General features: G+C 64.9%; 12 protein-coding genes and 1 pseudogene. 3 read left to right on the top strand and 10 right to left on the bottom strand.

From position 1 onward, the window contains the following. Positions 1–143: 143 nt before the first annotated feature. Positions 144–998, top strand: coding sequence for a symmetrical bis(5'-nucleosyl)-tetraphosphatase (locus ACOJB8_RS33960; protein WP_475016498.1), 855 nt, complete (start codon positions 144–146; stop codon positions 996–998). Positions 999–1042: 44 nt separating this feature from the next. Here ACOJB8_RS33960 and ACOJB8_RS33955 read toward each other — a convergent pair whose 3' ends face one another. The 8 genes from ACOJB8_RS33955 to ACOJB8_RS33920 all read right to left on the bottom strand — a co-directional run bounded on the left by ACOJB8_RS33955 (position 1043) and on the right by ACOJB8_RS33920 (position 7998). Beyond that, the gene (locus ACOJB8_RS33955) at positions 1043–1816 is read right to left on the bottom strand and encodes a lysophospholipid acyltransferase family protein (protein WP_475016497.1); all 774 of its coding nucleotides are present in this window, start codon (positions 1814–1816) and stop codon (positions 1043–1045) included. Positions 1817–1871: 55 nt separating this feature from the next. Beyond that, positions 1872–3170, bottom strand: coding sequence for a dihydroorotase (locus tag ACOJB8_RS33950; RefSeq protein ID WP_475016495.1), 1299 nt, complete (start codon positions 3168–3170; stop codon positions 1872–1874). 34 nt (positions 3171–3204) lie between these two features. Further along, positions 3205–4224, bottom strand: coding sequence for an aspartate carbamoyltransferase catalytic subunit (locus ACOJB8_RS33945; RefSeq protein ID WP_069267687.1), 1020 nt, complete (start codon positions 4222–4224; stop codon positions 3205–3207). Between the two features lie 92 nt (positions 4225–4316). After that, positions 4317–4838: a bifunctional pyr operon transcriptional regulator/uracil phosphoribosyltransferase PyrR gene (pyrR, locus tag ACOJB8_RS33940; RefSeq protein ID WP_475016492.1), complete on the bottom strand. Its 522-nt coding sequence runs from the start codon at positions 4836–4838 to the stop codon at positions 4317–4319. 33 nt (positions 4839–4871) lie between these two features. Continuing rightward, positions 4872–5306, bottom strand: coding sequence for a Holliday junction resolvase RuvX (ruvX, locus tag ACOJB8_RS33935; RefSeq protein ID WP_342947778.1), 435 nt, complete (start codon positions 5304–5306; stop codon positions 4872–4874). Continuing rightward, positions 5303–5881 (bottom strand): YqgE/AlgH family protein, encoded by a 579-nt coding sequence (locus ACOJB8_RS33930; protein ID WP_028202127.1) that lies wholly within the window; start codon positions 5879–5881, stop codon positions 5303–5305. The genes ruvX and ACOJB8_RS33930 overlap by 4 nt, the downstream gene beginning before the upstream one ends. Positions 5882–6113: 232 nt before the next feature. Then, positions 6114–7631, bottom strand: coding sequence for a hypothetical protein (locus tag ACOJB8_RS33925; protein ID WP_475016490.1), 1518 nt, complete (start codon positions 7629–7631; stop codon positions 6114–6116). A 196-nt stretch (positions 7632–7827) separates the two neighbouring features. Next, complete coding sequence (locus tag ACOJB8_RS33920; RefSeq protein WP_008342674.1) at positions 7828–7998, bottom strand: rubredoxin; 171 nt, start codon at positions 7996–7998, stop codon at positions 7828–7830. A gap of 284 nt (positions 7999–8282) precedes the next feature. Here ACOJB8_RS33920 and ACOJB8_RS33915 point away from each other — a divergent pair, with 284 nt between their 5' ends. Beyond that, positions 8283–9128, top strand: coding sequence for a hydroxymethylpyrimidine/phosphomethylpyrimidine kinase (locus tag ACOJB8_RS33915; RefSeq protein ID WP_069267691.1), 846 nt, complete (start codon positions 8283–8285; stop codon positions 9126–9128). 154 nt (positions 9129–9282) lie between these two features. Here ACOJB8_RS33915 and groL read toward each other — a convergent pair whose 3' ends face one another. Next, positions 9283–10923: a chaperonin GroEL gene (groL, locus tag ACOJB8_RS33910; RefSeq protein WP_042262253.1), complete on the bottom strand. Its 1641-nt coding sequence runs from the start codon at positions 10921–10923 to the stop codon at positions 9283–9285. Positions 10924–10967: 44 nt separating this feature from the next. Beyond that, positions 10968–11258, bottom strand: coding sequence for a co-chaperone GroES (groES, locus tag ACOJB8_RS33905; RefSeq protein WP_028202123.1), 291 nt, complete (start codon positions 11256–11258; stop codon positions 10968–10970). A gap of 1763 nt (positions 11259–13021) precedes the next feature. Between groES and ACOJB8_RS33900 the strand changes: the two are divergent. Further along, positions 13022–13220, top strand: a pseudogene (locus ACOJB8_RS33900) (TAXI family TRAP transporter solute-binding subunit); the annotation flags it as partial.

The raw sequence follows: 13220 nt of genomic DNA, 5'->3' as shown, positions 1-13220 counted from the left end.
GTTTGGCATTTTTCGTGCCATGCCGGGGTCGAATTGTTCATCCGCCATGCATTAGCCTGTTTCCGCGGCGTCACGCGACGGCACTCATCTTGTGATACCGTCATTGCCTCGCGCCACGCCGTACACCGCCAGCCATCCAACGAATGAAAGAGCAAGCGCCGCATCCCGCCCCTCTCGCTTTTGGCGACCTTCAGGGTTGCCTCTCACCATTTCGCGAACTGCTCGCCAAGGCCGCGCCCTCCCCGGACACGCCGCTCTGGTTCGCGGGCGACCTGATCAATCGCGGTCCCGCGTCGCTCGAAACGTTGCGCGAGGTGATCGAACTCGGCGATCGCGGGGTGGCGGTGCTGGGCAATCACGACCTGCATTTGCTGTCCGTTTCGGCGGGCATTCGCAAGGCGAAGAAAGACGACACCATCGGCGACATCCTGGGTGCGCCCGACGCCGAAGACCTGCTGCACTGGGTGCGCCATCGCCCGATCGCGCACTACGAGAACGGCATGCTGATGGTGCATGCAGGCGTGTTACCTCAGTGGGACGTCGATCTCACGATGGAACTCGCGCACGAACTCGAAAAAGCGTTGCGCCGTGACAACTGGCGGGAAACGCTTGCCGGTCTCTATGGCAACCAGCCGAACCGCTGGTCCAAGGATCTCAAGGGTATCGAGCGCCTGCGCGTGACCTGCAGCGCGCTCACACGCGTGCGTTTTTGCGACCGCGACGGCGTGATGGACTTCTCAACCAGCGGCGGCCTCGACTCCGCGCCGCCAGGCTTCATGCCGTGGTTCGACGTGCCGGGCCGGAAAACCGAAGACATCACCGTGGTGTTCGGCCATTGGGCGGCGCTTGGCCTCACCCTGCGCAGGAATCTGGTCGGGCTCGACTCGGGCTGCGTCTGGGGCGAGGAGCTTTCGGCAATCCATCTCGTCGGCGATCCGGGCAAACGCATCCTCACGCAGGTGCCCTGTGAGAGTTGTCGCGCTATTACGAACGATTAACGCACTAACGCACCCACGAGCGCGTAGGCACACGCCTTCTGGCGTCAAGTCGCCTGCGCCACGCCATGCGGTTGCGCCGCCGCCTCACCCCGCATCGCCTCCAACGCCTGCCCCACCGCTTCCTGCGCCCGCGCCGCCAGCTTGCGCCGGTCATCCCCCGCTTCGATCGCCTCACCAACATAAACGTGAGCGGTCAGCGGCCCGGACTTGAGCATCGCGTCGAGCGAGTCTTTCAGCGAAAGGTCGTCGATATACGCCGGCGCCACCGACTGCCGCCCCTGCGCATCCTCATACAAAATGCACAGCGGCTGCACAGGCCGCCCAGCCGATACCGCCGCCTGGAACATGTTCGAGTGAAACGGCTTGAGCGCGAGGCCATCCGAGGTCGTGCCTTCGGGAAACACACACATCAACTCGCCGCGCGTGAGGCGCTCGGCCAGCTCATGCATGATGCGTTTCGCATCGCTGCGCTTCTCGCGCTCGACGAACACCGTGTCGAGATTCTGCGCGAACCAGCCAATGAGGGGCCAGTTGCGGATCTCGGCCTTCGAGACGAACGGCGTGGGCCGCCAAGCGTTGATCACGTAGATGTCGATCCACGAGATATGGTTGCTCACGACGAGCGCGCCCGCGTCGAGCCGAGCCGCGTCGTTGTGCACGACGAGCTTCAGGCCGCACAGCTCGAGCATCTTGAGGGACCATGCACGGTTCATGGCGTGGCGCTGATCGGCACTCGCACGCGGAAAGCGCAGTGCGACGGTGCAGGCGCCGCGCAGCAGATGCGCGAGCAGGCGGGTCTTGCGAATGAAGAGGCTCATATTTGACGATAGGCTGAATCGCGAGATCCTAGCAGACCTGCGTGACACAAATCTGTCATGCGCTTGCAACTCGATCGAACCCCCGCTCGAAGCTAACGCGCCCCGCCACGAGCGTTGCGCGCACCACGGCGGGCAGTTCGTAGCCGAGGAACGGCGTGTTGTGTCCCTGGCTTTTCAGCGCACGCGGCTCGACGCGCCAGTGCGCATGAGGATCGAACACGCAGAGATCCGCGCTCGCGCCAACGGCGAGCCGCCCCGCGTCGCGCTGCATCACAGCAGCAGGCGCCGATGTCACATGGGCAAGCGCCTTCGCGAGCGGGATGCGCGCGTCCTGCGCCCATTTCACGGTGAGCGAGAGGAACAGCTCAAGCCCAGTCGCACCAGGCGTCGCTTCGGCGAAGGGCAGCAGCTTTTCGTCGTCGTCCACGGGCGTGTGCTGCGAGCAGATCGCGTCGATCGTGCCATCGGCGAGACCCGTGCGAATCGCCTCGCGATCGCGCTGCTGGCGCAGGGGCGGGTCGAGCCGGAACTGGGCGTCGAAATAGCCGATGTCCATGTCGATCAGATGCACGTGATTGGCCGTCACGTCGCAGGTGACGGGCAAGCCCTCGGCCTTCGCCGCACGCACGAGTGCCACGCCCGCCGCCGACGAAAGATGCTGCACGTGCACGCGCGCGCCCGTCACGCGCATCAGTTCGAAGAGCGTATGCAGCGCGATCGTCTCCGCGCTCACCGGCACGCCGGAGAGGCCGAGGCGCGAAGCCAGCGCGCCGCTCGCGGCCACGCCGCCCTTCGAGAGGTACTCGTCCTGCGGCCGCAACCACACGGCGTAGCCATAGGTGCTCGCGTACTGCAGCGCGCGCAGGAGGACCTGGGTATCGGCGATCGGCGTGTCGGCCTGCGTGAAGCCGATGCAGCCCGCTTCAGTCAGCGACACCATCTCGGTAATCACCTGCCCTTTCAGGCCCACGGTGAGCGCACCCAGCGGATGCACGTGCGCACGCGCGAGCTTGTCCGCACGATGCTTGAGCATCTCGACGAGGCCGGCCTCATCGAGCACGGGGTCGGTGTCGGGCGGGCACACGAGGGTCGTCACGCCGCCCGCGAGCGCCGCGTTCATCTCCGAGTCGAGGGTCGCCTTGTGCTCGTAGCCTGGCTCGCGAAGCCGCGCGCTCAGGTCGACGAGACCAGGCGCGACCACGAGGCCGCGCGCGTCGAGCGTGCGGTCCGCCTGGAAGTCCGCGGGCGCCGCGCCAAGCGCCGCGATCTTGCCGGCTTCGATGTACACGTCCTGCTGCTGTTCCGTCCCGGCTGCCGGATCGATCAGCGTGCCGCCTTGAATATGGATCTTCATCTGCTGCCCTTGTCGTTCTTGCCGCGTGAGCGCTTCAATCGTTGTTACCGGCGACGATGCCCATCACCGCCATGCGCACCGCAATGCCGAAGCTCACCTGATCGAGGATCACCGACTGCGGACCGTCGGCGACCTGCGAGTCGATCTCCACGCCGCGATTCATCGGCCCCGGATGCATGACGATTGCGTCGGGCGCGGCAAGCGCGAGCCGCTCGGGCGTCAAGCCCCAGCTCTTGAAGTACTCCTGCGCGGAGGGCAGCAGCGCGCCGCTCATGCGCTCGTTCTGCAGGCGCAGCATGATGATCACGTCGACGTCCTTCAGGCCTTCGTCGAGGTTATGAAACACGCGCACGCCCATCTGCTCGAGGCCGCCCGGCAACAGCGTGCGCGGGCCGATGGCGCGCACCTCGGGCACGCCGAGCGTGGTGAGCGCGTGGATGTCCGAGCGCGCCACACGCGAATGCAGGATGTCGCCCACGATCGCCACGCGCAGGTTCGTGAAGTCGCGCTTGTAGTGGCGGATCGTGTACATGTCGAGCAGGCCCTGCGTCGGGTGCGCGTGGCGGCCGTCGCCGGCGTTGATCACGTGTACGTGCGGCGCGCAGTGCTCGGCGATCAGGTACGGCGCGCCGCTCGACGCGTGGCGCACGACGAACATGTCGGCATGCATCGCCGAAAGATTGCCGATGGTGTCGAGCAGCGACTCGCCCTTGCTCGTCGATGAAGCGTTGATGTTCAGGTTGAGCACATCGGCCGAAAGACGCGCGGCCGCGATCTCGAACGTGGTGCGCGTGCGCGTGGAGTTCTCAAAAAACAGGTTGAACACCGACTTGCCGCGCAACAGCGGCACCTTCTTCACGTCGCGGTCGGTCACGCTCACGAACTGCGTGGCGGTGTCGAGTACATGCGTGAGGATCGCGCGCGACAGGCCCTCGATCGACAGCAGGTGTTTGAGCTCGCCGTTCTTCGTGAGCTGCGGATTGCCCTTGAGGAAGCCGTAGCGAAAACGCGTATCGTCCGCTGGGGACGCTGCGGGCGTGGGCTGTGTGTTCATCGCGTGAATCCTGGATGTGATGGGCGGCGTGTGGCCAGCGTGCATGCCTGCGCATCTGCCGTCGCTGCCGCCGAATGGGTTCGATGCGCGCGTCAGCTACCGCTGCTCTGCTCGACTTCAAAGGCGAAGCGGCCGTCGGGGTTGTGCGCAAGTACGAGCGTTTCCTGTGCGCCGACGCTCACTGCGCCGCCGGTGAAACGCGCAGACACCGGCAGCTCGCGACCCCCGCGCTCGGCGAGCACCGCGAGTTCGACGGAGGCCGGGCGGCCGTAATCGTAAAGCTCGTTGAGCGCGGCGCGCACCGTGCGGCCCGTGTAGAGCACGTCGTCGACGAGCAGGATGTGGCGGCCTTCCACCGCGAACGGCAGCGCCGTTGGGCTCGCCTTGCTGTGCAAGCCCTTTTTCGCGTAATCGTCGCGGTGCAGCGCGACGTTGAGCACGCCCCATTCGTGCGTCCCGACGTCCTGCGCGAGCCGCTCGGCGATCCACGCGCCGCCGCTATGAATGCCGACGATCGCCACGCCACCGGGCGCGCCAAACGCATCGGCGTGATACGCCGCGCGAATCTCGTCGAGAAGGGCGAAGTACAGCGCTTCAGCGTCGGGAGTAATCATCAGGCAACTCGCATCGGGCAACTCGCGGGCTAATCAGAGCGGGAGTTCGTCGAGGTACTGCTGGAGAATCACGGAGGCCGCTTCGGCGTCGACATGTTCGACGCGTTCGCCGCGCTCGCGCAGCTGTGCTTCGGCATCGACAGACGAATAGCGCTCGTCCACCCACACCACCCGAAGGCCGAAGCGGCCGTTGAGCTGGTTGCCAAAGCGCTTCGCGTGCTGCGTCATGATGTGTGGCGTGCCGTCCGGATGGCACGGCAAGCCGACCACGAGCGCATCGGGCTGCCATTCGCGCAGCAACTCGCCTATCGCTTCGAAGCGGTAGTCGCGACTCTTGTTGGGAATGACGGTAAGCGCCCGGGCACGGCGCGTGAGCGCATTGCCGAGCGCCACACCGATGCGCTTTTCGCCGTAATCGAACGCAAGCAAGGTGGCCTCGCCAGCCCCTCGCCCCGCGGCCACGCTCATGCGTGGCCCGCCTCGCCCGACAGCATCGTCGAGGAAATGCCGAGTAGCGCGAGCGCCGCTTCGAAGCGCTCTTCGGCGGGCACGTCGAATACGATCTTCGGATCGGCCTCGACCGTGAGCCAGCCGTTCTTCGAGATTTCGTCTTCTAGCTGCCCCGCGCCCCAGCCGGCATGGCCGAGCGTGAGCAGAAAGCGCTCGGGGCCGCTGCCGTTGGCAACGGCTTCGAGCACGTCCTTCGACGTGGTCATCTCGAGCCCGCCTGGCACCGACATCGAAGACGTATAGCTCGTGCCCTCGGCGGGCGCGTGCAGCACGAAGCCGCGCTCGGTCTGCACCGGGCCGCCGAAATAGACGGGCACGTGCAGGAGCGGCTCGATTTCGAGCTTGAGGTCGATGCGGGAAAAGAGTGCCTCGAGATCGATGTCGGTGGGCCGATTGATGACGAGACCGAGCGCGCCGCGCTCCGAATGATCGCAAAGGTAGACCACCGTTCCTGAAAACGTGGGGTCCGCCATGTTCGGCATGGCGATCAGGAACTGGTTGGTCAGATTGATGCGATCGGTACTCTTGGACATGGTTTGAATTCTAGCAAAGACGATGCGCAATGGCGGCGCGCTGCCAGGCCGGAAGTCGGGCGCCCGATGGCCGCCTCGCTCTGCCAGCCGCTACGCGTTGCGCATTGCAGGGAATGGCTCACTCTAACACGCGCGCGCTGTGCCCTTGCAAGGCACTGGGCCGATGGCGCAAGGCCGGTGCCCGGTGCCTCGGCAGCCATACGCGCGCCGTGGATCCGCACGCCCCGTGCATTCAGTGCGCAATGGATTGCACTGCGGGCTGTGTCGCGGTTTGCGCCGCGCCGCCGACGATCGCCGCCCCAAGCGCACGCACCGCGGGCGTGGCGTCGGGCTGCGCGATGCCTGCAGCGACCTTGTGCAGCATGGCGCGCAGCGCCTCGCTGGCGTGCTCGATTGCCTCGGCGCCGGGCGCCTGTACCGACGGCGCGCCCCGCGCCTCGAGGGCCGAGAGCGTTGCCGCATGCGCGGTGCGCCGCCAGGCGAGGCCCAGCGCATCTGCGAGCTGGCCGACATGACCGAGCCCGAGCGCCCAGGCCGCAGCGCCGATGCGGTACGCCGCGTCGGCCGCGACCAGCGCGTCGGCGGGCTCCGTGGCAGCGCCCGCCCGACGCAACGTCAGCGTGCGCGAGTGCGTGCCGAGCGCGATCATCGCCGCATCGGCGGTCTGCAGAAAATCTTCATACGCGTTGCCGTTCACGACCAGCGCGCCCAGCTCGCGCGTGGGCGCCACGCGTGCCGCGAGCGCGCCGGCCTGCGCGCTGCCGGCTTCCCACAGCGCCTCCGAGGCTTGCGTGCCGGCAATGTGCCATTCCACGGTCAAGCCGTAGTCGTGCAGCAGATCGACGTCCGCGGTGTCTTCCGCGGCGGCCCCGAAGAGCGCGTAGTCCCGCCAGAGCAACGCCAGCGTCGAGCGCACGAGCGTTTGCGGCGCGAAGCGCAGGCCGCGCGCGTGCTCGCCGATCAGCAGATTGCAGCGCGCGTAAAGCCGCCGCACACCCTCGTCGCCCCACGACGCCACGCCACGTCGCAGCGCACGTCCACACGCGGATGCAAGCCGCCAGAAGTCGTAGGGATCGGGACTCGATAGCTCGGCCATGCAGGCGTCCATCTCGTCGAATGCCGCGAGCGCGAGCGCGTTGGCCGCACGGCTGCCGTTGCCGACGTGCGATTTCAGCGCATGCAGCAGCGCCTGCTCGAAGCGCGCGCGCACCTGGCCGAAGCGCTGGGCCGGCTGCGGATGCAGCGAAGCAGGCGCGAGCGGCCGGCCCTGCAGCGCCACGTCCTCATAGGTGAGCGCGATGCCCGGCACGTGCTCCGCGAGCGCGGCTACGAGCGCATGCTGCCGCGCAAAAAGCGCGGCCGAGCACGCCAGCTCGCGCAGATTGCGGCGCTCGAGCGCGGCGACGAGTTCCTTGAGCGCCTCGCTGAACAAGACGCGGAATTCAGCGCCCTGCGCTTCCTCGGGTGCGTGGAGCGGCCGCACGGGCAAGCCCGGCGGCGGCTCTACGGGCACGGGCGCAGCGAGCGCGAGCGGGGAAGCGAGGAGCAGCGTATCGGCAAAGCGCGCGGCGGCAAGCCAGCCGGCGTCGTGCAGCGTGCGGGCAGCCTGGCGCAGCGGCCGGGCCACATCGCGCTGCTCCTCGAGCGCGTCCAGCGCCTGGGCGAGCGCGCCGTGCGCGAACGGCACCGTGCCGCCGCGCGGATTCGGCAACGCTTCGAACCGCACATCAGAGCTTGAAGGATGACTCATAGGGCAGCGCCGAAAACGTTAGCGGGCCGACCAGGCGGGCAATCTCGACTATGGCGTCGACGCTGACGTCGACAACCGCGACGGCAAGCGCAAATACGGTGCCCGCTGTTGCGACACCGCACTCCACACCCGCCACACTTCCGGAATCTGCAGCCAGACTGCGCGCCGGCTATCGCCAGCTACCTGAACAATGCGCTCAGATCTGGACCATCTCGAAGTCTTCCTTGCGCGCACCGCACTCAGGACAGGTCCAGTTGATCGGGACATCCTCCCAGCGCGTGCCGGGGGCAATGCCTTCGTCTGGCAAACCGGCTTCTTCGTCGTAAATCCAGCCGCAGATCAGGCACATCCAGCTTCTATATTCCATTCTTATGCCGCGTCGAAAAGTCCGAAACCAGTCGGAAAAAAAATCGGGGAAACGAGAGCCATGATGGTACCTTGTTGCCGTTTCCATGCCTAGCAAGAGGAAATCTGGCCTGCACGGGATCAAACGGAATGCGTTGACGCGGGCGGCGCGTGCAGCGCGGAGAAATCCTCGCGCGCGCCGGGGTCATCCGTCCCCCGGATTCGTCGATAAGCCGCATAATTAAAGCATTCGCTTATGACGGCACGGTACGCCGCGCCCGAAGTCCAATCCATCTCGCCACGTTCATGCCCAGCGACACCCCTCCCATCGTCCTCACCTTCGGCCTTTCCGACCCGACCGGCGGCGGCGGACTTCAAGCCGACCTGCTCACGCTCGCCAGCATGGGTTGCCACGGCGTCACCGCGCTGACCGGCTACACGGTGCGCGACTCCGCGGGCTGCGACGAAGTGACTGGGCTCGACCCGGAAACCGTTGCCACGCAGGCGCGCATGCTGCTCGAAGACATGCCCATCGCGGCGTTCAAGGTCGGCGCGGGCGCGCGCGCCGAGGTCGTGAGCGCGATCGCCGAGGTGGTCGCCGACTATGACGACTTGCCGCTCATCCTCGCCCCCGACTTCACGCTCGACGACGAACACGTCCTCGCCGCCGACGAACTGCGTGAAGCGATGGCCGACCTGCTCGTGCCGCAGACCACGCTGCTCGTGGCGGACTCCGCCACGCTGATCGCGCTCGCACAGCCGGACGGCGACGCGGAAGCGCCCAGCGTCGACGCGGCCATTGCGCACCTGCTCGCCACCGGTTGCGAGTACATCCTGGCGATGGAAACGGGCACGCATCGCGTAGTCAACACGCTGTATTGCGAAGATGGCCAGTTGCGCCAGGATCTGTGGGACCGCTCCACTCAGCCGATGATGGGCGTGACCGACACGCTCGGCGCCGCCATCGCCGCGCTGCTTGCCAATGGGCAAGAGCCGCCAGAGGCCGTGCGCGAAGCGCAGGAATATGTGTATCAGGCCGTGCAGAACGCGTTCAGGCCGGGGATGGGCGCGTGGCTGCCCGACCGGTTTTTCTGGGCGCGCAGCAACGACACGGACGCCGACGAAGCCTCGCCCGGCGAAGCGAAGCAATAAGACTGCTGCTTGGCCTTCCTGCGCGGAGGCCAGCCGCGCGAACCGCATAGACGAAAAAAACCCGCATCGCTGCGGGTTTTTTCTTTTCGGGCTAGGGAAACACCCCTCACGGGGCGCTCCCTGCACGTCGATGTAATTTCGGCAAAAGCCCAAATTACATGTCCATGCCCATGCCGCCCATGCCGCCGGGCATGCCGCCAGGCATCGGAGCATCTTCCTTCGGCACTTCAGCAACAGCTGCGTCCGTCGTCAGGAGCAGGCCGGCAACCGAAGCTGCGTTTTGCAGTGCGGTGCGCGTAACCTTCGTCGGGTCGACCACGCCGGCTTCGACCATGTCGACGTACTCGCCGGTCGCTGCGTTGTAGCCGTAGTTGCCCTGGCCAGCGGCAACTGCTGCCACGACGACCGAAGCTTCTTCGCCGCCGTTCGTGACGATCTGGCGCAGCGGCTCTTCCATGGCGCGCAGGACGATCTTGATACCGGCGTCCTGGTCTGCGTTGGCGCCCTTCACGCTGGCGATTGCCGTGCGTGCACGGATCAGCGCAACGCCGCCGCCCGGGACGATGCCTTCTTCAACGGCAGCGCGGGTTGCGTGCAGCGCGTCTTCCACGCGTGCCTTCTTTTCCTTCATTTCGACTTCGGTCGCAGCGCCGACCTTGATCACTGCGACACCGCCTGCCAGCTTGGCAACGCGCTCTTGCAGCTTTTCACGGTCGTAGTCCGACGTCGCTTCTTCGATCTGCGTGCGGATTTGCTTCACGCGCGCTTCGATGTTCACGGCTTCGCCTGCGCCGTCGATGATCGTCGTGTTTTCCTTGCCCACTTCGATGCGCTTGGCTTGACCGAGTTCGGCCAGCGTTGCCTTTTCGAGCGTGAGGCCGGTTTCTTCAGCGATGACTTGACCGCCGGTCAGGATCGCGATGTCTTCCAGCATGGCCTTGCGACGGTCGCCGAAGCCCGGAGCCTTGACGGCGACGGTCTTCAGGATGCCGCGGATGTTGTTGACGACCAGCGTTGCGAGCGCTTCGCCTTCGACGTCTTCAGCGATGATCAGCAGCGGACGGCCAGCCTTCGCGACTTGTTCCAGAACCGGCAGCAGATCACGGATGTTCGAGATCTTCTTGTCGAACAGCAGGACGAACGGGCTTTCCAGCACGGCGACTTGCTTGTCCGGGTTGTTGATGAAGTACGGCGAGAGGTAGCCGCGGTCGAACTGCATACCTTCGACGACTTCCAGCTCGTCTTGCAGCGACTTGCCGTCTTCGACGGTGATGACGCCTTCTTTGCCAACCTTGTCCATCGCTTCAGCGATACGGTCGCCGATCGACGTGTCGCTGTTTGCCGAGATCGAGCCGACTTGAGCGATTTCCTTGTTGGTCGTGCAGGGCTTGCTGACCTTGCGCAGCTCTTCGATTGCTGCTGCGACGGCCTTGTCGATGCCGCGCTTCAGGTCCATCGGGTTCATGCCCGATGCGACGTACTTCATGCCTTCGCGGACGATCGACTGGGCCAGAACCGTAGCCGTCGTCGTGCCGTCACCGGCGTTGTCGCTGGTCTTGGAAGCAACTTCCTTGACCATTTGCGCGCCCATGTTCTGGAGCTTGTCCTTGAGCTCGATTTCCTTTGCGACCGAGACACCGTCCTTGGTGACCGTCGGGCCGCCGAACGAGCGCTCGAGCACCACGTTGCGGCCCTTCGGACCCAGCGTGACCTTCACTGCGTTGGCGAGAATGTTCACGCCTTCAACCATCTTGGAACGGGCGGAATCGCCGAACACGACGTCTTTAGCTGCCATCTTCTAACTCCTTGAATTCTTGAATAGTGAGCGGTGGAATGAACTTACTTGTTCACCACGGCCATGATGTCTTCTTCACGCATCACGAGCAGTTCGTTGCCATCGACCTTGACGGTCTGGCCAGCGTACTTGCCGAACAGAACGCGATCGCCGACCTTCACGTCGAGCGCGATCAGGGCGCCCTTGTCGTCGCGCTTGCCCGGGCCGATGGCCAGGACTTCGCCTTGATCCGGCTTTTCTGCCGCTGCGTCCGGGATCACGATGCCCGAAGCGGTCTTGGTTTCTTGATCCAGGCGCTTGACGATCACGCGATCATGCAAAGGACGAAGGTTCATGGATAGATCCTCTCTTGATTAGGACTTGAAGCGACTCAAGAAAACCTGGCTGCCGGCAACCCGCCAGCCAGAGATGTTGTTCGCACCGGAGTTGTTAGCACTCTCATGCGGTGAGTGCTAATTATATGGACGGGGAGTGACAAATTCAAGAAGGGGCGGAATGGCGAATTTCCATTGAAATTGATTCAACCGCAGAGACACTCTTGCTAGTTCAGGTTGGAACTATTGGATGTCGGGCTTCCGTGCCATATCTAAATATTTTCTAATAAAAACAATAGGATAGATCGCCTCAACATTCGACCCCATAAGAAACCACATGACTCTGGAAGCAACGGCATCCAGCAAGCGGGCCCCCAGCCCGCCGGGTCCTCCGGGACGCCTCTCGGGGAAATCCCCGATCTTGCCATGATCCGGCACTATTTAGACGCGCAACAGGTTTGTTCGCGCCCTACTGCTCGCAGGCAGCGCATATGTGCGGTAGACAACACTGGCAAGTTGCGTATGAACGGAAAATCACACATATGATCTTTCGAGCGGCTGCGCCCGGTCGGGCACCGCCGCTCTCCTGCGCATGCAGATCGTGAGTTCCGCGAGGCTTCGCCGATCGCTTCAACGACGATCCTGAACATGCCGAAATGGCGTCGCCATGACGGTGGAACGACAGCATGTCAGTTCAGATGACTCGTAACCAGAGTTTCCCCACACCATGCAAATTCTGCGGCGGGACGCTCTATCAGCACGTCGATTCCTGCCCTTATTGCGGCACGGATCGCCCGCTCGACGCGGCTGCGCACGCGCGCCCGAAAGCCACCTTAAGAGTCATCGGTTCCGCGGCAGCGCCTATGCCTGCCGTTGCAAAGGTGTCGCTTGCCGGCGCGGCCGCATCCCATCGCCCGGCGGTGCACGCAGACTATTTGCACCACTATCAACTCGAGGAACACCGGCCGTTCTGGCGCACCGGTAAAGGGCGCTTCGTGAAGGGCGTTTTGCTCGCCTGGTTCATTGTCGCAATCGCATACGCTGCGTTTCTGCTATACGGCGAAAGGCGCGGCCAGGAAAGAGAAGTACGCGTCACGCGCGCGAGCCTCGCTGAGAAAAGCTTGCCAAGCGCGAATGCCACACTTTCACGTGGCGCGAACAATCAGGCAGCGCGCGAGATACAGCGCGACAGCGCACCTGCGGAGCAACGCCGCGATGCTGCGCTGCAAAGCGCGGACCGATGTGCCTCGCAACGTGCCTGGGATTGCGTGCGAGAACAGGCATCGTTGGTGCTCGCGATAGATCCGGCCAGCCTGCACGCGCGATCGCTGATGGAGCGCGCCATCCTGGCGACGGGCTGGTCGCCGCTTCGTACGCCGATCGGCCCCGCGCAATCGGACGCGGCTGTGCCGCGGCCGCGCGATGCAAGCAGCGTTCCGCTGCCGTCGTCGCGGGATTGGGGCGCCGCTGCGCCGGCCGCGCCGAACGCCCCGGCCACAGTCGCGTCACCTCCCCCGCTGCCGAGCGCGAGTGGCACGCCAGCTAACGGACATCCAACGGACGTCGAAAGTGCGGATACGAGCGTCACGTCGGCAGCTGCGAATCAATCCGCTGCCGCCGGCGCCACCGTCCCTGGCAGCAACGACGACGGCGTCGATACCCAGGAACGCGCGATTCGCCAACTTGGGTGGAAGGACGCCCCATCCTCCGAAGGCACGCATTGAAAACGATTACAGATTAAATCGAAGTCTGCTGTAGAACGTATCCAAGGCGGGAGAGAGACCATGCTGAAAACGATGCTCGCAGGACTGGCGGCGCTGATTGCCCTGCTCTTTTCGACACTCGCGCTCGCCGCTGCCGCAGACGCGAACTACAAGATCGTGACTGGCCAGGAGCGCGGGACGTACATTCAGATCGGCCAGGACCTGGCGAAATGGGTCGCGCAGCCGGCGGGCATCGATCTCGAAGTGATCCCATCGAAAG

The organism is Paraburkholderia sp. BR10141 (assembly GCF_056155635.1).
This window is presented reverse-complemented; position numbering and strand designations above follow the sequence as displayed.

What these genes read in the sequence shown, in the direction of transcription:
- ACOJB8_RS33955 (WP_475016497.1), bottom strand. Translation starts at nt 1,816, where the DNA reads ATGAGCCTCTTCATTCGCAAGACCCGCCTGCTCGCGCATCTGCTGCGC.
- ACOJB8_RS33950 (WP_475016495.1), bottom strand. Translation starts at nt 3,170, where the DNA reads ATGAAGATCCATATTCAAGGCGGCACGCTGATCGATCCGGCAGCCGGG.
- ACOJB8_RS33960 (WP_475016498.1), top strand. Translation starts at nt 144, where the DNA reads ATGAAAGAGCAAGCGCCGCATCCCGCCCCTCTCGCTTTTGGCGACCTT.
- groES (WP_028202123.1), bottom strand. Translation starts at nt 11,258, where the DNA reads ATGAACCTTCGTCCTTTGCATGATCGCGTGATCGTCAAGCGCCTGGAT.
- ACOJB8_RS33930 (WP_028202127.1), bottom strand. Translation starts at nt 5,881, where the DNA reads ATGTCCAAGAGTACCGATCGCATCAATCTGACCAACCAGTTCCTGATC.
- ACOJB8_RS33915 (WP_069267691.1), top strand. Translation starts at nt 8,283, where the DNA reads ATGCCCAGCGACACCCCTCCCATCGTCCTCACCTTCGGCCTTTCCGAC.
- pyrR (WP_475016492.1), bottom strand. Translation starts at nt 4,838, where the DNA reads ATGATTACTCCCGACGCTGAAGCGCTGTACTTCGCCCTTCTCGACGAG.
- groL (WP_042262253.1), bottom strand. Translation starts at nt 10,923, where the DNA reads ATGGCAGCTAAAGACGTCGTGTTCGGCGATTCCGCCCGTTCCAAGATG.
- ACOJB8_RS33945 (WP_069267687.1), bottom strand. Translation starts at nt 4,224, where the DNA reads ATGAACACACAGCCCACGCCCGCAGCGTCCCCAGCGGACGATACGCGT.
- ACOJB8_RS33920 (WP_008342674.1), bottom strand. Translation starts at nt 7,998, where the DNA reads ATGGAATATAGAAGCTGGATGTGCCTGATCTGCGGCTGGATTTACGAC.
- ruvX (WP_342947778.1), bottom strand. Translation starts at nt 5,306, where the DNA reads ATGAGCGTGGCCGCGGGGCGAGGGGCTGGCGAGGCCACCTTGCTTGCG.
- ACOJB8_RS33925 (WP_475016490.1), bottom strand. Translation starts at nt 7,631, where the DNA reads ATGAGTCATCCTTCAAGCTCTGATGTGCGGTTCGAAGCGTTGCCGAAT.